At 67.8% G+C, this 17,775-nt stretch carries 17 protein-coding genes; 13 read left to right on the top strand and 4 right to left on the bottom strand.

Annotation, left to right across the window (positions count from 1 at the left end):
- The coding region (locus BL254_RS06755; protein ID WP_175648305.1) for a VOC family protein at positions 1-297 on the bottom strand (297 nt) is incomplete at its 3' end.
- A 156-nt stretch (positions 298-453) separates the two neighbouring features.
- Positions 454-1,290 (bottom strand): undecaprenyl-diphosphate phosphatase, encoded by an 837-nt coding sequence (locus BL254_RS06750; protein WP_047222521.1) that lies wholly within the window; start codon positions 1,288-1,290, stop codon positions 454-456.
- Between the two features lie 327 nt (positions 1,291-1,617).
- On the opposite strand from BL254_RS06750, the gene BL254_RS06745 reads away from it, so the two are divergent.
- From BL254_RS06745 to BL254_RS06730, 4 genes are all read left to right on the top strand, one after another.
- Positions 1,618-2,310 (top strand): response regulator transcription factor, encoded by a 693-nt coding sequence (locus BL254_RS06745; protein ID WP_047222476.1) that lies wholly within the window; start codon positions 1,618-1,620, stop codon positions 2,308-2,310.
- Between the two features lie 9 nt (positions 2,311-2,319).
- Positions 2,320-3,783, top strand: coding sequence for an ATP-binding protein (locus BL254_RS06740; protein ID WP_076842805.1), 1,464 nt, complete (start codon positions 2,320-2,322; stop codon positions 3,781-3,783).
- Positions 3,784-3,785: 2 nt separating this feature from the next.
- Entirely contained in the window at positions 3,786-4,670 is an 885-nt protein-coding gene (locus BL254_RS06735; protein WP_047222475.1) for a membrane protein, read from the top strand.
- A 127-nt stretch (positions 4,671-4,797) separates the two neighbouring features.
- On the top strand, positions 4,798-6,459 hold the full coding sequence (locus BL254_RS06730) for a N,N-dimethylformamidase beta subunit family domain-containing protein (RefSeq protein ID WP_371390108.1): 1,662 nt from the start codon (positions 4,798-4,800) through the stop codon (positions 6,457-6,459).
- A gap of 90 nt (positions 6,460-6,549) precedes the next feature.
- Here the strand turns inward: BL254_RS06730 and BL254_RS06725 are convergent, their stop codons facing one another.
- Positions 6,550-7,155 carry a TetR/AcrR family transcriptional regulator gene (locus BL254_RS06725; protein ID WP_047222473.1) on the bottom strand — a complete coding sequence of 202 codons (606 nt, stop codon included), beginning with the start codon at positions 7,153-7,155 and terminating at the stop codon, positions 6,550-6,552.
- Positions 7,156-7,244: 89 nt separating this feature from the next.
- On the opposite strand from BL254_RS06725, the gene BL254_RS06720 reads away from it, so the two are divergent.
- Positions 7,245-8,066, top strand: a complete 822-nt coding sequence (locus BL254_RS06720; protein ID WP_076842804.1) for an SDR family oxidoreductase — start codon at positions 7,245-7,247, stop codon at positions 8,064-8,066.
- Positions 8,067-8,342: 276 nt separating this feature from the next.
- A complete protein-coding gene (locus BL254_RS06715; protein WP_047222471.1) occupies positions 8,343-9,305 on the top strand; it encodes an aldo/keto reductase in 963 nt (320 codons plus the stop codon).
- A 133-nt stretch (positions 9,306-9,438) separates the two neighbouring features.
- On the opposite strand, the gene BL254_RS06710 is transcribed toward BL254_RS06715, so the two are convergent.
- Positions 9,439-10,377, bottom strand: coding sequence for a LysR family transcriptional regulator (locus BL254_RS06710; protein WP_076842803.1), 939 nt, complete (start codon positions 10,375-10,377; stop codon positions 9,439-9,441).
- A gap of 120 nt (positions 10,378-10,497) precedes the next feature.
- On the opposite strand from BL254_RS06710, the gene BL254_RS06705 reads away from it, so the two are divergent.
- The 7 genes from BL254_RS06705 to BL254_RS06680 all read left to right on the top strand — a co-directional run bounded on the left by BL254_RS06705 (position 10,498) and on the right by BL254_RS06680 (position 16,536).
- A complete protein-coding gene (locus BL254_RS06705) occupies positions 10,498-10,863 on the top strand; it encodes a nuclear transport factor 2 family protein (RefSeq protein WP_076842802.1) in 366 nt (121 codons plus the stop codon).
- Between the two features lie 108 nt (positions 10,864-10,971).
- Positions 10,972-11,097: a hypothetical protein gene (locus BL254_RS28950; protein ID WP_256386232.1), complete on the top strand. Its 126-nt coding sequence runs from the start codon at positions 10,972-10,974 to the stop codon at positions 11,095-11,097.
- 329 nt (positions 11,098-11,426) lie between these two features.
- A complete protein-coding gene (locus tag BL254_RS06700; RefSeq protein WP_052914478.1) occupies positions 11,427-12,317 on the top strand; it encodes an alpha/beta fold hydrolase in 891 nt (296 codons plus the stop codon).
- A gap of 293 nt (positions 12,318-12,610) precedes the next feature.
- Positions 12,611-13,093 carry a MarR family winged helix-turn-helix transcriptional regulator gene (locus BL254_RS06695; RefSeq protein ID WP_200902375.1) on the top strand — a complete coding sequence of 161 codons (483 nt, stop codon included), beginning with the start codon at positions 12,611-12,613 and terminating at the stop codon, positions 13,091-13,093.
- 304 nt (positions 13,094-13,397) lie between these two features.
- Positions 13,398-14,495, top strand: a complete 1,098-nt coding sequence (locus BL254_RS06690) for an NAD(P)/FAD-dependent oxidoreductase (protein ID WP_076842801.1) — start codon at positions 13,398-13,400, stop codon at positions 14,493-14,495.
- A gap of 108 nt (positions 14,496-14,603) precedes the next feature.
- Positions 14,604-15,518: an LLM class flavin-dependent oxidoreductase gene (locus BL254_RS06685; protein WP_076842800.1), complete on the top strand. Its 915-nt coding sequence runs from the start codon at positions 14,604-14,606 to the stop codon at positions 15,516-15,518.
- A 676-nt stretch (positions 15,519-16,194) separates the two neighbouring features.
- Entirely contained in the window at positions 16,195-16,536 is a 342-nt protein-coding gene (locus BL254_RS06680) for a carboxymuconolactone decarboxylase family protein (RefSeq protein ID WP_047222465.1), read from the top strand.
- The last annotated feature ends 1,239 nt before the right edge of the window (positions 16,537-17,775 follow it).

The following is a 17,775-nucleotide window of genomic DNA, read 5'->3' as shown; positions in this document are numbered from 1 at the left end:
CTGATGGTCCGGTTTGGCCGCGCCGAGTTCCAGGGCCAGCTCTTCCATCGCATCGAGGTCGTCAGCGCGGAAATCCAGGTGGAACTGTTGTGGCACGTCCTGACCCGGCCACTGCGGAGCCCGGTATCCGTCAACCCTCTGGAATCCCAGATCACAGCCGGAGTCGTCCGTCAGAGCGACGAACTCGTCCGTACTGAAGAGTTCGCGCATCCCGGTCAGTGCACCGTAGAAGCCCGCCAGCGTCTGCGGGTCGGCACAGTCCAGAGTCACCCCTCGCAGTACAGCGCCTGGCACCATTCGCTCCTTCGCGTCCGCGCGTCTGTCTCCGTGACCGCCGCTGCACGCGATCACCGGCCACAGCCACACCGTACTCGCCACATCCACCGCTGAAGTAGCGGTTTACCCCTGCCTCAGAGCAACGGGTGGCTGTGACCGGCGCTTTCGATACACGCCCTAGGCGTTCAGGGCGCCGGCGGCCAGCAGCGCGAACAGCGCCACGCCGACGGCGACGCGGTAGGTGACGAACGCGTCGAAGGTGTGCCCGGCGACGTATTTGAGCAGCCACGCGATCGAGGCATAGGCGACGGCGAAGGACACCAGCGTGCCGACGGCGACAGACGCTACGGACACGCCGCCGCCGACGGCGTCCTTGAGTTCGTAGAGTCCGGCACCGGTCAGCGCCGGGATGGACAGGAAGAACGACAGCCGGGTGGCCGCGACCCGGTCGAGGTCGCGGATCAGCCCGGTGGAGATGGTGGCGCCGGAACGGGAGAACCCGGGGAACAGCAGCGCGAGGATCTGCGACGATCCGAGGATCATGGCATCGGGGAGTGAGATGTCGTCCTCACCTCGTTTGTGGCGTCCGAACCTGTCGGCGAACCACATCAGCGCGCTGCCGGCGAGCAGCGAGCCGGCGACGACCCACAGCGACGCCAGTGGCCCGTCGATCAGCGGTTTGGCGGCGAGTCCCACGACGACGACAGGGATGGTCGCGTAGATCACCCACCAGGTGAAGGTGTAGTCCGGGTTCTGTCGGGCCCGCGGGCTGGCCAGGCCGCAGGCCCAGGCTGTGGTGAAACGGCGGATATCGGCGAAGAAGTACACCAGGACGGCCGCGATCGCGCCGACCTGGATGATCGCGGTGAACCCGATCACGGACGTGTCGTCGACGGGTATCCCCATCAGCCCCTCGGTGATCTTCAGATGGCCGGTCGAGGAGATCGGGAGGAACTCGGTGACTCCCTCGACGATGCCGAGGAGGGCGGCCTGGCCGACGCTGATCGCGCTCATGTGATTGAAATCCCTGATGGTCCAGGTGCGGCGGCATGCCCGCACGGTCGAGTCGTCGGCGGTCACACGCTGTGAGATTCGCCCTGTCGTCGTCGCCCGTCACCCGTGCCGGTCCGAGCGTGACGACCGCGACGGCAGACAGTAGGCCGCGGCGCATGTGAGGACGATGTGAGCGACGGGCCGTCACGCCGCGCGAGCGAGTGTTGCCGGGCGTCGACGTCTGGCTGGAAGCCTGCCGGTCGCCGGTTCCGGGGTTCGGCTTCCGTGCCGGAATGATGACGTTCGGTTCACATCATCTTCACATGACAGGGCGCCTATCGTGCGGTCATGCGGGTGCTGGTGGTGGAGGACGAGACGCGGGCCGCCGCGCTGCTGCGCCGGGGCCTGGTGGAGGAGGGATTCGCCGTCGACATCGGCTCGGACGGCGTCGACGCGGTGTGGCAGGCCAGCGAGGTGGCCTACTACGTGATCGTTCTGGATCTGATGCTGCCGGGGATCGACGGGTTCGAGGTGTGCCGGCGCCTGCGGGCGGACGGTCGTTGGGCGCCGGTGCTGATGCTGACCGCCCGCGGAGAGATCGCCGACCGGATTCGCGGTCTGAACGTCGGCGCGGACGACTACCTGCCGAAACCGTTCAGCTTCGGGGAGTTGGTTGCCCGATTGCGGGCGCTGATGCGGCGCGGGGCGGTGGCCCGGCCGGCCGTACTGGAGGTCGGCGGTCTGCGGCTGGACCCGGCCGCGCGGACGGCGAGCCGGGACGAGACACCGCTGGATCTCTCATCGAAGGAGTTCGCGCTGCTGGAGTACCTGATGCGTCACCCGGGCGAGGTTCTGACCCGAACAGTGATCATGGAGTACGTGTGGGACTTTGCCTCTGACGCCACCTCCAACGTGGTCGACCAGTACGTCGCCTACCTGCGTCGCAAGATCGACAAGCCGTTCGGGGTGCCCCAGGTGGAGATGGTGCGCGGGGCCGGCTACCGGCTGCGGGCCGGCACCGGCCAGCAGCGGCTGGGCTGAGGCGTCGACATGCCACTGCGGGTCCGGCTCGCGGCCGTGTTCGCGCTCGGGACGGTGTTCGTGCTCGCCGGCGTGGGGGTGCTGTTCTACCTACAGCTCCGCTCCAGTCTCCGGACGTCCCTGGACGCCGGGCTGGCCGCCCGCTCGGAAGGGCTGCGGGTGCGGCTGACCGGGGCCGATGTGCCGCTGGACGCGACGCTGGCCTCCGCCGGCCCGCTCGGCCAGTTGATCGGCGCCGATGGCCGGGTGCTCGCGGCATCCCCACCCGCTCGGACATGGCCGCTGGTCGGCGGGGACGTCCTCGCGTCGGCCCGGTCCGGGCCGGTGCTGGTCACCGTGCGTGTCGGCGAGGAGGGCACACGGGTACGCGCCGAACCACTGACACTCACCCCCGGCCGGCGGGTGGTGCTTCTGGTCGGCTCCCCGACGAAGATCATCGATGCCGCCGAGGACCGGGTCCGCGACGTGATGGTCCTCGCGAGCGTGCCGATGGTCGCGGTGTCCGCGCTTGCCGCGTGGGTCCTGTCCGGGGCAGCGTTGCGGCCGGTGGAACGGATGCGCCGCCAGGCCGCCGCGATGGGGGTCGCCGACACGGGCGGACGTCTCGAGGTCCCGCCGACCCGGGACGAGATCGCCGCGCTCGCCGACACCATGAACGACCTGCTGGACCGGCTGCACGCAGCGCGCGCCCGGGACCGCGCCTTCGTCGCCGACGCGGGCCACGAGTTACGCACCCCCCTGACGATCCTGAAAGCCGAGCTGGAGCTCGCGTTACGGCCCGGACGGAGCATCGGCGAGCTCACCGAGGCGGTGTCCGGCGCGGCGGGCGAGACCGATCGCCTCATCCGGCTGGCCGAGGCGCTGCTCGCTCTCGCCCGCTTCGACACCGATTCCGGCCAGCTCGTCCACCGGGAGCCGGTCTGCCTGGCGGACCTGCTCCGCCAGGCCGTCCGCGCGGCCACACCCGCGGCGCACATGAAGGGAGCACGTCTGCGGCTCACGGTCGAAGGGCCGTTGCTGGCCGATGTGGACCCCGACCGGGTGCGCCGGGCCGTCGACAACCTGCTCGGTAACGCCGTCCGGCACGCGCCTCCCGAGACCGAGATCGAGGTCAGCGCCGCGCTGTCACCAGAGGAGACCGTCACCGGGACCGGTCCGGCCGCTGTCCTGCTCCAGGTCCGTGACCACGGCCCGGGGTTTCCAGCTGACTTCCTGCCCCGCGCCTTCGACCGGTTCAGCCGTGCCGACGCCGCCCGGACGCGCGGCGAGGGTGGCGCTGGTCTTGGGCTCGCCATCGTCGCCGCGATCGCGGCGGCCCACGGCGGACGGGCCACCGCGGCCAACCACCCGGACGGCGGTGCGCTCGTCACCCTCGTCCTCGCCACCGATCGGCTCCTGGCTGGTTGGGACGGAACCTCGAGCGACGGACGTCCAACGTCCCCGTGTTCCGAGTCGTCAGATAGACAAGGATGACGATGACAAAATCGGAAATCTTCACCGAAGTCGATGTCGCCGGTGGCGGCCGGCAGGTGATGAAGAAGCTACCAGAGATCACCCTGGCCTTCTGGGTCATGAAGATTGCTGCGACGACCCTCGGGGAGACAGCAGGTGACCTGTTCGCGCAGACCCTCGGGCTCGGCTACTTCCTGACGACGACGGCACTTTTCCTGATCTTCGTAATCACCCTTGTCGTGCAGCTCAGGTCCAGGCGTTACAATCCGTTCTTCTACTGGACGGTCATTCTTTCCACCAGTACGGCCGGCACCACGATGTCCGACTTCATGAACCGTGACGCCAGCGCGAAGTACCTGGCCAAAGGGGCCAGTTCGCTGGGTTGGGGGCCACAGGGCCTGGGGCTGGGATACTCCGTCGGCGCGGCGATCCTGGTCTCGTTGCTGGTCGCCATCTTCATAGTGTGGAAGCTCACCGGGCTGACGTTTTCAATTCGCGACATCGATACCTTCCGGGGAGAGATCCTGTTCTGGTCGGCCATCCTCGTCTCGAACACTCTCGGAACCTCCATGGGAGACTTCCTGTCCGACAGTTCAGGGCTCGGTTATGCCGACAGCGTCCTGCTCATCGTCGGGCTGCTCGGTCTGCTGCTCGCCATCAGACATGCGTCCGCGGTATCGAACGTGACGCTGTTCTGGCTTGCCTTCGTGCTTACCCGCCCCCTCGGCGCCACCGCCGGTGACTTCCTCACCAAGCCGCTCGCCAAGGGCGGCCTCGACCTCGGGACTCCCGGGTCGTCGGCAGTCCTGCTCGCGGTCCTGTTCGGCCTCATGGCCCACGCCCATGTCCAGGAACGACGCAACGTCGTCGGATCCAACTCCGGCACCGTCGCGGCGAATGCCTCCTGACGGCTGGGCCCGCCATCACGGGTGGCCGACGACGGGTCCTGGACAGGACGGCCCCCGGCAGGGCGGCCCTCGGCCCGCTGGGCAGGCTCCGAGCGACAGCCACGAAAACCGGCGTGACACTGGCGAGGTGACGTTGACACGGAGGGTCGACACAGCGGCTCGTCCGGTTCCCTGCCGTGGGCCGGCGGGGCGGCCGAGGCGACCGGCATCCATCCCGGTCGCGCTGACGGCGGCGCTCGTTTACATCGTCCTTCTCGGCGGGTGCGGCGGTGGCACACCGGCCGCGGACGGCCGGCGGGTGCCGGGCCGTGCCGTGAGCACCGCCGCCGGCCCAGTGGGTGGACCGCTGTCGGCGGCGGGCCCGGCCGGTGGGTTCGACGTCCACGCCGAGAACGCCAGGCCCGGCAGCGACTGCGGTCTTGCCCGGCTCGGCTACAACCATGCGGTGGAGGGCTGGCTCGACCGCGCCAGCGTCCGGCCCGGGGACAGCGTCCGCCTGTTCGCCTCCACGACCGCTGCCTCGCTCAATGCCTCGGTGTTCCGGATCGGCTGGTACAGCGGTCGGACCTGCCGTCTGGTGACCGAGGCCGGGCCTTTCCCCGGCCGGGTGCAGGCTCCTGCCTCCCGCGACCCGAAGACGAACACGGTCACCACCTCCTGGCAGCCGACCACCACGTTCGACACGGGCGGCTGGCCGCCCGGCGCCTATCTGATCCGGCTGGACGACGCCGACGGGCTCCAGACGTATGTTCCGTTGACGGTCCGCAGTCCGACGACCGCCGGGCGGCTGGTGATGCTGAGCGCGGTCACCACCTGGCAGGCGTACAACGCCTGGGGCGGCTACAGCCTCTATCACGGCCCAAAGGGCTTTGATGACCGGGCCCGGGTCGTTTCGTTCGACCGGCCGTACGACTATGGTGACGGCGCGGCGGACTTCACTGGCAACGAGGCCCCCGTCATCATTCTCGCGGAAAAACTCGGCCTGCCCGTCGCGTATGCCACCGACATCGACCTGCATGCCGATCCGCGGCTGTTGGACGGCGCGCACGCGGTCATTTCCATGGGGCACGACGAGTACTACTCACCCGCGATGCGGGACGCGTTGACACGAGCCCGTGACCACGGGGTGAACCTCGCCTTTCTGGGGGCGAACGCGGTGTATCGCCGTATCCGGCTCGGGCCGACCGCCTCCGGGCCCGACCGGCTGGAGACCGCTTACAAGGTCGCCACCGAGGATCCGCTGTACGGTGTGAACGACTCCGCCGTGACCGCGAACTGGCCCGCCCCACCGGCGGCCGCTCCGGAGAGCGCGCTCACTGGCGGCATGTACCAGTGCAATCCGGTGCACGCCGACCTTGTCATTCAGGATCCCGGGCACTGGTTGTTCGCCGGCACGGGGGTGACCGCCGGTACCCGGATCCCGGGGATGGTCGGGTCCGAATACGACCGGGTCGACCTTTCGTATCCGACACCATCGCGGATCGAGGTTCTCGCTCATTCACCGGTCGTCTGCCACGGCCGGCCCGACCACGCCGACATCAGCTACTACACGGCCGACTCGGGCGCGGGGGTGTTCGACTCAGGGACCAGCGCGTGGGTGTGCGCGGTGACCGACGTGTGCGGGCCCGGGGCGACCGGCCCGGCGGTGCGGAATTTCGCGACCACCGTCACAACCACGTTGTTGACGACGTTCGCGCAGGGTCCGGCCGGGCGGTTGCATCCGGGCGGGCGTTCCGTGCCGGCTGACGACGCCGGCGCGCCCGGCCCAAATACGGGCAACGAGCGTTAGGGCTGCCTGATGGGTGCTGGTCGATGCCGAGCGGTGATGTCGGCGTCGGCGAGGACCGCGTCGAATGGTGGGGTGAACTGCCCGGCCCGGTCACGGTGGTGTCAGGAGGTATCCGACGAGGGCGCGTTTGAGCTCGTTGGAGGCCTCGGGCCGGGCGGCTGCCGGGGCGGCGAGGATCATCGGCATCAGGGCCTGCACGATGTGGATGCAGACCTCCGCGGTTCGCGCCCGCTCGCGGGGGGTCAGGGTGGGGGCAATCGCGGCGACGACATCCTCGGCGCGGTCGCACATCGCGCCGTGCAGCGGTGTTGTGATCCTGGCCAGGTCGGGGGAGATGCCGGCCCCGCCGAGCAGGGCCTTGGCGGCCGGATTCGCGGCGTGGAACGCGACCAGCGCCTCTATCAGCTGGTCGATCGTCTTCGAGGCCGCGGCCGGGTCGCCCGGGCCGATGGCGAGGGCGTGGTCGTAGATGGCGTTCAGGTCGTCGACGTAGCGGGCGGTGAGGGCCTCGGCGATCGCCGGCTTGTTGGGGAAGAACTGGTAGAGCGAGCCGGGTGAGATCTTGGCGGCGGACGCGATCGCGTTGGTGGTCGTCGCGTCGTAGCCGGCCGCTGTGAACAGGGTCGCGGCGGCGTCGAGGATCGACGCGATGCGCCGCATGCCGCGGGCCTGGCGGCGGGGGCCGTCCTCGGTCATCCATGCTCCGTTGCCAAATACGAGCATCGGCTCGTATTCTGTGGATCGCGAGTGTTCGCTCGTATCCAGGATAGGCGAAGGGGTCCCCTGTGACCGTTGACCACGATCTTCTCGGCAGGACCGCGGTCGTGACCGGTGCGTCCAGCGGTATCGGCCGCGCCGTCGCCCAGCGTCTCGGCGCGGCGGGCGCCACCGTCTATCTCCACGGCCGCACCCGCGCGCCGATGGAGGCCACCAGCCTGGCGATCGAGGCGGCCGGCGGGCACGCCCATATCGCCACGTTCGACGTTCGTGACTCGGTCTCGTTGCGCGGCCTGTTCAGCCAGGCGGCCGCCGACACCGGCCGGTTGGACATCGTGGTCAACAACGCCGGCCTGGCCACCCGCGAACCGGTGCTGGCCGGCGACGACGAGACGTGGCGGGCGCTGTTCGAGGTCAACGTGATCGCGCTCCTGGTGGGCACCCAGGCCGCGGTCCAGCAGATGCGTCGRCTCGGGCACGGCGGCCACATCGTCAACGTCTCCTCGACCAGTGCGCTCGAGTCCGACGGCGGCGTCTACGGGGCCACCAAGAACGCCGTGAACCACCTGACCCGAGTGCTGCGAACCGAGCTCGAGGACGAGGACATCCGCGTCGGGACCGTCRCTCCCGGCCCCGTCGCGACCAACATCGTGCGCAACTGGGACCCGCAGACCGTCAAGGGCGTGGTCGCCTTCTCGGGCCTCGACGTCGACGTCAGGCCTGGTGAACGTCTCCCGGACGAGGTCCTCGACGCCGCCCAGGCCGCGCTCGAGCGGCTGATCGCCAAGCCGGGCGACATCGCCGAGGCCGTGCACTACATCGTCCGCCAGCCCCTGCGTCTCAACATCGCCGAYCTCGTCATCCGCCCGGCCAAGCAGCTCACGTTCTGACCACCGGCCAGCGGGCCGRCCTGCCAGGGGACGGCCGGCCCGAGCAGGACGGGATCGCGGTTCGCACCGTGGTCGGTCACCATCGGAGGGTTCGTGTCCGAACCCCTGCCAGTAATCTGGCGGGGGTTCACCTTTTCCGCGGCAGGTGAGGGCAGTGCTGAAGCCTTACGCACTCGGAGGCCCGAGTTCTTCGAACCACAGGGCAGCCTGCGGTTCGCCTTCACCCGACAACGCTCGCGGGGGCCAGGCCGAGCATTCCATCAGGAGGGCACGGACATGCGGCAGCGCACTCTCGGTCAACAGGGTCTGGTCACCTCGGCCCTCGGGCACGGAGCGATGGGTATCTCGCTTGCCTACGGGCCTGGCGACGAGGGGGAGGGCATCGCGGCCATCCAACGCGCCTACGACCTGGGCATCACCTTCTTCGACACCGCCGAGCTCTACGGGTGGGGCGAGAACGAGAAGATCGTCGGCAGGGCCGTCGCAGGCTTCCGTGACGACATCGTGATCGCCACGAAGTTCGGCTTCACCCGCAGCTACGGCACGGACAGCCGGCCCGAACACATCCGCGAGGTCGTCGACAACAGCCTTCGCTACCTCGATGTCGACTACATCGACCTCCTCTACCAGCACCGGGTGGACCCCGACGTGCCCATCGAGGACGTGGCGGGCACCGTCGGGGAGTTCGTCCAGGCCGGCAAGGTGAAGTACTTCGGTCTCAGTGAGGCCGGGCCGCAGACCATCCGCAGAGCACACGCGGTGCAGCCGGTCTCCGCGCTGCAGACGGAGTACTCGCTCTTCGAGCGCGACGTCGAATCGATCTTCCCGACGTTGGCCGAGCTCGGCATCGGCTTCGTGGCCTACTCCCCGCTGGGCCGAGGGTTCCTCACCGACGCGGTGAAGCCCGCCGGGCAGTACGACAGGACCGACATGCGCAACGCCGACCCCCGCTGGCAGCCGGGCAACTTCGAGAAGAACGTCGAAGCGGTCCGTCAGCTCACCGAACTGGCCGCTGCCAAAGGCGCGTCCGTTGCCCAGCTGGCCCTGGCCTGGCTGCTCGCTCAGAGCGAGAACATCGTGCCCATTCCCGGGACGCGCAGCCCCCGGCGTGTCGAAGAGAACGCGCGCGCCACCAGCATCACACTCACCGAAGCGGACCTCACCAGAATTCGGGAAATTCTCCCCACCGGCGGTTTCGGCGCCCGCTATGCCCCGGGACGGATGCCCACCTGGACCTGATCCGAACCCTCGCGGACCCGGTGAAAACGCGGTGTGCCGCCGAATCACCCGCTGGCGGGGAGCTCCGAGGCCGGTGCCGAGACGGGGAGGGCGTACAGCGCCGCCGAGGTGAACGAGCTGGTCGCGACGGTGCTCAAGCGGCGTGGGTGACATCCCTGCCGTCTTCGACGTGAACGTGCTGAGTCGGCTCCGGAGACGACTCGAAGGCCGCGTGACTGTGCCGGACGAGTTCCCGCAACGCGGGATTCTTCCCCGTCTTCCAGATCAGAGTCAGCAGGGCGGGGGAAAGGATGTCATCGACAGGTAAAACAGTCACGCCGTCGTGGCGGGTGGCAGCCATCGACTCGCTGAGGATCGCGACGCCGAGCCCGCGAGCGGCAAGATCTGTGATGGCTCCCGGGGCGCTTGCCTGGAGCGCGATGGTCGGTTCTATTCCCATGGCCGAACATGCCTGGTCGAACACCGCACGGATTCCCGTTCCCGTGGGCAGGCACACGAGAGGGAAGGCTGCGATATCCGCCAGGAACGTCCGGGGACGCCCGGCGAGCGGATGATCGTTCGAAACGACCGCGACCAGCCGGTCACTGATGATCGGTAGCGTTTCCACGCCCTTCGGCGGGGCGCTGCCCGTGCCGACGAGGGCCATGTCGGCCACCCCGGTCCGCACGCTCTCGACGAGCCGGTCCGAACTGTCCTCGAACAGGGTGATCTCGACACCGGGATGGGCCGTGTGGAACGAGGTAAGCGCGTCGAACAGCGGGGTGACGGTGCAGGCCGTGACCATGCCGACCACGATCCGGCCCCGGATCAGGCCGTTCACGTCGTCCACCGCCTGCCGCAGAGCGTTGACCGACGCGAGCGCGTCACGGGCGTGTCTGAGCGCGGCCGCTCCGGCGGCGGTCACCGTGCRCCGGCGACCAGATCTGTCGAGGAGGACGGCCCCGAGTTCGTGTTCGAGCTGCCGGATCTGGGCACTGACGCCGGATTGGCTGATGTATACCCGCTCGGCCGCACGGGTGAAGTTCGCCTCCTCGGCGACCGCGACGAAGTACTCAAGCTGCCTGAGTTCCATATCTGTGGATTCTAGCTTCGAGCAGCGACAGATGTTGGACTTCTGGCGCCGGCTTGTGTTCACTGAAAGCGAGAGCTTCCGGCCTCGTATTGATATGAGATCGTGTCGAAGGGAGCGTTTATGTCCGCCAAAGAGAAGGCACAAAAGCCAGAAGACCTTACGCGCCTGTTTGTGGAACGCGCCAACGAAGGGGACGCCGCGGGCCTTGCGGCGCTCTACGAGGAGAACGCGGTCATAGYCTACCCACCCGGCAGCCAGACGGTCGGCCGAGCCGCTATCCAGGCCCTGTGGGAGAAGATCCTGGCCAACGCCCCCCGCTTCGAGCAGGAGCCGTCGCTGCCGACCCTCACAGCTGGCGACATCGCGCTCACATCCACCCTGGCCAGGGACGGCGCGGGCGCTCGCGCGCAGGTGGCCCGCCGGCAGCCCGACGGCAGCTGGCTCCGTCTGCTCGACCAGCCCGAGTTCGTCACACCGGCTCCATAGTGCAGGAACCGGTGCTGCCCGCTCCGATTCGACGCGCATGGGAGGAACGCGTCGACCTACGATGATTATCTGTTTGCGGCGTGCGGCGGCGCGGGTGTTCTTCGCGACATGATCGGAACCATCGGGCGGTTCACCGATGGCGACCTGCACCTGCGCTCGCCCCCGCACCGACGCCGGCCGGTTCGCTGGTTCTTCCACGGCTGGCGTCAGGAGATCCTCGCGGACGAGCCGTGAACGACTGCCTGATACATCAGCCCGGTCATACCGGCTCTGCGGGGCACACGTTTTCTTTTTGGTTGCGGCCGTCACGCTGGATGATCACATCTGCCGGTCTGGCCACGACGGATCGTCTCCAGGGCTTCCTCCCGGAGCTACCTCGGACCGGTCAGGCCGTTTCCGGCCGTCCCACGAGCCGCGAACCGGGCACGGGAAGAGCCCGCTGGCCGAAAAGCAGGGGCATTGAGAAGCCGGTTGTCGCTACTGTGGCAGAAGGGAGTTTCTGGCAGCCGGTTTCGGCGGGTGAGATACGAGTCGGTGAAGCGTGCGGTGACGGAAGGACGATGGTGAGCGACGATCGTGACGAGTTCGCCTTTCTCGCCGAGGATGCGGCGGAGGTAGGCGCCCCGGCCGGCCTTCCGGCGGTACGCCGCGTTGGTGTCACGACCGCGGCCGGCGCGGTCAGCGCGCTGCTCTGGGGTGACTCTCCGGATCTCACGCTGCTGCACGGGGGCGGCCTGAACGCCCATACCTGGGACACGACGATCCTGGCGCTCGGCCGGCCGGCCCTCGCGGTGGACCTGCCGGGCCATGGTGACTCGGCATGGCGCGATGACTTCGACTACGCTCCGCGTCCGAACGCGCGGGCCGTGGCCACCATCCTCGACGCCGTCGCGCCGGGGACGCGGCATACCATCGCCGGCCAGTCACTGGGAGGCGTTACCGCGATCGCCCTGGCCGAGTCGCGTCCAGATCTGGTCGAACGCCTGGTCATCGTGGATGTCAGCCCTGGGCTGCGCGCCGAGGATGCCACCCAGGTGGCCGACTTCCTCGCCGGGCCGCAGGTGTTCGGCTCCCGTGAGGAGATCGTGGAGAAGGCCCTCGCCGCCGGGATCGGATTCTCGCGGCGAGCGCTCGCCAGAGGCGTCGCGCTCAACACCCGGGTGCGCGACGACGGCACGATCGTGTTCAAGCACCATCTCGCCGACCCTCCTCCCGGCGCACGGCTGAACATCGACTTCCGCTACCTGTGGCCGGTGCTGGAGAACACGACGGTCCCGGTGCTCCTGGTCCACGGCACGCACGGGTTCCTCGCTCCGGAGACGGTAGGCGAGTTCCGTTCCCGCGTCCCACGGGCCGAGATCGTGGAGATCGAGGCGGGCCACAACATCCAGGAGCATCAGCCGGCCGCGTTGGCCGCCGCGCTCGCCAGCTTCCTGACCGGGTCGGCAGCCTGAGCTGCCGCTGCCGGCGTTGGTCAATATCRCCTGCCAGTTCGTCCGGCTCGGGATCGCCATGTACGGGGGACGGTGCGCCCACGGTGTGTGGTTCACGGGTGTGGCTGCTTCGCGGAGGGGCGAACGGAGGCCGGCCAGGCGTGCCGTGCCGTCGGCGAATATGTGTCGGGGTGACCGGCAGGTAGGGCCGGGTCCCGATGGCGCGCAGCGGGACGCGCGGCTGTCATTCCGTGCACAGCGCCAGATAGTTCGCTTCACGAATTATATCGATACCCGGATGTTATCCTGGTCGCGTGGGTAAGCAGGATTATGGTCCGATCGGGATTGCGACCGCGCTGGTGCGGTCCTCGTTTCTGGTGAATGCCGTGTACGCCGAGTCGAGCCGGGAGCATGGCCTCACCCCCCAGCAGGGGCAGTTGCTGTGCGTGCTGATGGCACAGCCATACGGCATGGGCGAACTGGGCGCGATACTGGGGCTGGCCAAGTCGAGCCTCACTGGCCTGGTGGACCGCACCGAGCGCAACGGTCTGGTTCAGCGCGAACCGAACCCGCAGGACTCGCGTGCAGTGCGGGTCGGGCTCACCTCGCAGGGCGGCAGGCTCGTACGGGAGTTCTATGCCGAGACCTGCCGGCGGATCGAGAAGCTGTCGGCGGGACTCAGCGCCACTGACCGCGACACGCTCGCCAGCCTGCTCGGTCGCGTCGTGCTGGACAACCAGGTTCCGATGGTCTTCATAGAACCGGATGAAGGAGCCCCCGCCGCTCGCAGGTACTGATCCGGGCTGTTCGCGACAGCGGCCAGGCGGTTCCCGTGATGTTGGAAGAAGCTTCTCCGCATGTGGAGCCGGCGCCCACCCGGCGTGACAGGCGGAGGAGCCGGCCGGCCCGGACCCGCAAACGAACATCAACACGAACGTCAGCGAAGGCTGGTGGCCGGATCGGAGGATCTCGTGGCCACGGCGTGACGTCGAGGCCGGGGCCACGATGCCGAGCCCGGCGGGACAGGGGTTGCAGTTCGTACTACGAACTACTATCGTTCGTAGTACGAACTAAAATTTCTGTCCGTAGGAGCGTGAAATCATGGGTCGTACCGTCGCGGTCATCGGCGGAGGTTACGGGGGTTCAGCGGTCGCCAAAGCGCTGGACTCCGATGCCGACATTGTCCTCATCGATCCCCGGGACGCGTTCGTCAACTCGGCGGCCTCGCTACGCGCGCTGGCTCGGCCCGACTGGGCACCGAACCTGTTCTTCTCCTTCGACACGCTGCTCACGCGGGGCACGGTGATCCGCGACCGAGCGGTCTCAGCGGACCCGGTCGGCGTCACCCTGGCCTCAGGCCGGCGTGTCGAGGCGGACTATCTGGTTCTGGCCTCCGGCTCCAGCTACCCCTACCCGGCCAAGCCCAACRCCGGCTCCACCGCCACCGGCGAGGCGCTGGACGACCTCCGCCAGACCCACAAGGAACTGATCGATGCCGAGAGGGTGCTGATCGTCGGTGCCGGGCCGGTCGGTCTGGAGCTGGCCGGGGAGATCAAGGAGGTCTGGCCACACAAGCATGTGATCATCGTCGACCCGGCTGAGCGGCTTCTGCCCGGCTTCCAGCCGGAGGTACGCCAGGACCTGCACCGCCAGCTCGACGAGCTGGACATCCAGCTGCGGCTGGGCACCGGCCTGGCAGCGCCGCCGACGACCGAGCCCGGCCAGGCCGAGACCTTCACCGTCACCACCACCGGCGGTGACGAGATCACCGCCGACATCTGGTTCCGCGCCTACGGAGTGCGGGTCAACAGCGACTACCTTGCTGACGGCCGGCTCACGCCCCGCACACCGCAGGGACAGGTCCCCGTCACTGAGACCCTCAACGTCCACGGGTACGATCATGTCTACGCGATTGGCGACGTCACCGATGTCGCCGAGGCCAAGATGGCCGGGTACGCGATGCGGCACGCCGAGGTCGTGGCGCGGAACATCATCTCTCAACTGCGTGGCGAACAGCCCACGGCCATCTATCGGCCCCTGCCCTACCCCATGATCCTGCTCCCGCTCGGTCGGCGTGGCGGTGTCGGCCAACTGCCCACACCCGATGGTCCGGCTGCCGTCCCGGCGACGACGGTCGCCGAGTACAAGGGCGCCGACCTGTTCACCGGCCGCTTCGCGAAACAGTTCGGTATCGCCTGAACCTGTCCCGTAACTGGTGAGCCATGTGAATCCGTAGCGCTTCATCACCGTCGCCCGGGCTTCGGTCCGGCGGGTTCACCGGCAGCCCCCCGAATGAAAGGCAGGGCAGTGTCCATACAAGAGGTCGTCTTCGGGTTCGGCGCGCACAGCGGCATCGACGACGTGCCGGAGTTGCTGCGGGCGGCTCAACAGGCCGACCGTGACGGGCTTGACATCTTCTCGCTGTCGGACCATCCCTACGTCGGCGACCGGTTGGACGCGTACGCCTCCGTCGGATTCATCCTCGGACGTACACGGCGGATCTCAGGCCTCGTCAACGTCACCAACTTGCCGACCCGGCCCGCTCCCATGCTCGCGCGGACGGTGACGTCGCTGTCTGCGCTTTCCGGCGGTCGCATCGTGCTCGGGATGGGCGTGGGCGGGCTATGGGATCGGATCTCCGACATGGGAGTGCCGCGGCTTTCACCGGGCGATGCCGTAGACGCCTTCGAGGAGGCGATCGTCCTGGTCAGGTTGTTGTCGGGTGGCGGTCCGGCGGTCACCTATCGGGGCAGGCACTATCAGGTGGAGCAGATCGAGCCGGCGCCGGTGGCCGCGCCTGACGTGTGGACCGGATCGGTCGGCCCGAAATCCCTGGCCGCGACCGGCCGGGTGGCCGACGGCTGGATTCCCGGCCATGCGGCGGACTGGCGCAGCGAGCGATACCGGGTGTCGCGGCCGGTTATCGACGAAGCAGCGGCGGCCGTGGGCCGCGATCCGCGCGAGATCCGCACGGTCTTCAATTTCCCCGGACGCATCACCGACCGGCCGCTGGCCGCCACACGTGATCACACCGGTCGCTGGATCGGTGGTTCCGTAGGCCAGTGGGTCGAGGAACTGACCGAGGCCGTACTGGAGCATGGCGCGGCCGGCTTCGTGCTCTTCTCGGCCAGCGGCGGCGCGCAGGATGTCGTCTCCCTCGGCCGCTGGGCCAGCGAGATCGTCCCGGCCGTACGCGAAGCGATCGCGAAGGGAAACGACTGAAAAGCTGTTCCGTCGATGCGTGGTCGGTAAGCGCCGGCCCCGAGCAGGCCGGTGAGCCTTGCCCCGTAGCCACTGGCTGCGGGGCGTTGTCCGCAGCAGCGTGTGTCCGTGATGGTCGTCAGGTGGTGCGGCGCTGCTCGGCGTGGAGGGTGGTGGCCCGTCCGCCGTCCGTGTATGGCATGCCGTCGTATCACCGCAACACCTCGGACGAGTCCGAGCGCCGCGTTGTCGACCACCTGCGCGAGTACGGGACGATCTCCAGTCAGACGGTCCAGAACCTGCTTCTCGTCGGCATCCAACGGGCGAGCGTCGTCCTCCGGTCGCTCGCCGAACGAGGAGTGATCCAACGGACGGCGGGCTCCCCGAGCCGGAGGCCGAGCGTCCGCTACGAACCGGGCCCAGCATTCCCCACCAGGAAGCGGCGGCACTGGCCAGAATTGTTCCGTCGCCGCTTTTTATATCCTGAAACGGGCGGAGTCAGGACGACGGCTGAGCGGCCGGGAAGATCCCGTCGCCTGGGTGGCCATGATTCGGGAATGTACAGAGTTTTCGTGTCATCCGATCGAAAACATGACTCGATCCGTTCGAGTTCCCGTGTTTTGCGGGCTGCCCATGGGGTAGAAGGCGCTCAGGTACGAATATTGCTGAAACGTCAATAACCAGGAGGAGCGAACAAATGGTGACACAGACCCCTGAGCGGACACTCGGCGCGATCGCGCAAGGCGATTCCCCGGTGCTTGAAGAGCTCGTTCAGATGCATCTGGACACGCTGGAGAGGTCGGGCCTCGACGAACGTACCTACCACCTTGTCCGGCTGGCCGCGCTCGTCGCCATGGATTCGGCACCCGTCTCCTACCTGATGAATCTCGCCGTTGCCCGGGACGCCGGGCTGACCGCCGCCGACGCCCAGGGTGTGTGTACCGCCATCGCACCGATCGTCGGGAGCGCCAGGGTCGTGTCGGCGGCCGGGAGCGTACTGCGTGCACTGGGATTCGAGGAGGCTCTTCCGAAGAATTAAAGTCCGAAGAATTAAAGGCCGTGGTAAGGAGCTGCTTCGTTCGGGTAGTGGATCAGCATCGACGCTCCTCGCCAGGGACGGCCGCTCACCAGGGTGAAGTGGATTACGAAGCAGCTCGCGGACGCAAATGGTAATCTGCGGGTCGAATCTTTCGGGCAGGGGTCGCGCGGGAGGCTACTCGAGCCGAGCCCCCTGCTCTGGTCCGGCAGAAGCCGGAGATTCTGATCGCTGGTTCGGACTACAGCATTCGAGCCTTTCGTATTTCCTTGAGCGCGCCTCCTCGGCACGAAACGCAGTGCCGGAAAGGGCACATTTGTCACATCGGTGATGGAAACGTTGGAGAAGTTCTACGAAGAGGTGGTACAGAACCTGCGCGAATGGCGTGACTCCACTGATCCCGGCTCGGTGTCAGGTAGTGCTGCCGGTATCTCGGCGGGAAAAAGATAGCATCCACCGCACGAGTGGACACGCTGTATTCTCTGAGGGGATGGTCGGTGTTCGGGGTCCCGAACACCGACCATCCCCGTTCGTCTTTGTTATCTCGTGGTAGCAGCGCCCCGCGGACCAACCCGTCCTCTGGCCGGCTGTCTCGAGCAGTTCTGCTGGGCACCGCAGGGCCTGATCGCGCCTGATGCTCGATTGGCCAGGTGGGCTGATCGTCCGTGTGGGCGTTCTCGTCCGATGGTCATGATGTCGGTCAACTTTCCGGGTCTGCTGTGGGCAGGCGGGTCTGGCCCACAGCAGACCCGGTATCACCCGATGGTCCGGGAGAGGATCGCCGGATCGCTCTTGTCAAAAGGCGGTCGACCGGGTCCCTTCGGCGCCTTGCTGTATGGGTGTTGCCCGACAGATGATCTTCATATTCATGATCCAGAATGACTCTGAGGCGGCGCCGTCTCGGTTGTGGATCGTGGGATCGGTCGTCGGTGTCAAAGAGTCGACAGTGCGGAGAGTGACCAGGGCTGGAGAGCGGCCCGCGCCGAGGGATGGTCGGTGTCGGAGAGTAGTCAGCGCTGGGAAGTCCTTGGTTTCGGAAAGTAACTGATGCGATCGGCTTCATCGTCGACGGCATCCTGCGGCGGGCTGGCGGATGGCGCTGAGTCAGCTTCTGGATGCGTCGCGTCGAGCATGGCCCCGGCGTCCGCCCGACTGGTCGATGATCGCCGGTCGCCCGCAAATACCCCTTGCATTGTGTATRCATTATGCCTAGTCTTCCGGACGTAACGAAGGTCACACATC

Source organism: Protofrankia sp. BMG5.30 (genome assembly GCF_001983005.1).
GTDB classification, from domain to species: domain Bacteria; phylum Actinomycetota; class Actinomycetes; order Frankiales; family Frankiaceae; genus Protofrankia; species Protofrankia coriariae.
This window is presented reverse-complemented; position numbering and strand designations above follow the sequence as displayed.

Bases quoted from the DNA above. Each gene is read 5' to 3' on its own strand.
- BL254_RS06750 (WP_047222521.1), bottom strand. From the start codon at position 1,290: ATGAGCGCGATCAGCGTCGGCCAGGCCGCCCTCCTCGGCATCGTCGAG.
- BL254_RS06745 (WP_047222476.1), top strand. From the start codon at position 1,618: ATGCGGGTGCTGGTGGTGGAGGACGAGACGCGGGCCGCCGCGCTGCTG.
- BL254_RS06740 (WP_076842805.1), top strand. From the start codon at position 2,320: ATGCCACTGCGGGTCCGGCTCGCGGCCGTGTTCGCGCTCGGGACGGTG.
- BL254_RS06735 (WP_047222475.1), top strand. From the start codon at position 3,786: ATGACAAAATCGGAAATCTTCACCGAAGTCGATGTCGCCGGTGGCGGC.
- BL254_RS06725 (WP_047222473.1), bottom strand. From the start codon at position 7,155: ATGACCGAGGACGGCCCCCGCCGCCAGGCCCGCGGCATGCGGCGCATC.
- BL254_RS06715 (WP_047222471.1), top strand. From the start codon at position 8,343: ATGCGGCAGCGCACTCTCGGTCAACAGGGTCTGGTCACCTCGGCCCTC.
- BL254_RS28950 (WP_256386232.1), top strand. From the start codon at position 10,972: ATGATCGGAACCATCGGGCGGTTCACCGATGGCGACCTGCACCTGCGC.
- BL254_RS06680 (WP_047222465.1), top strand. From the start codon at position 16,195: ATGGTGACACAGACCCCTGAGCGGACACTCGGCGCGATCGCGCAAGGC.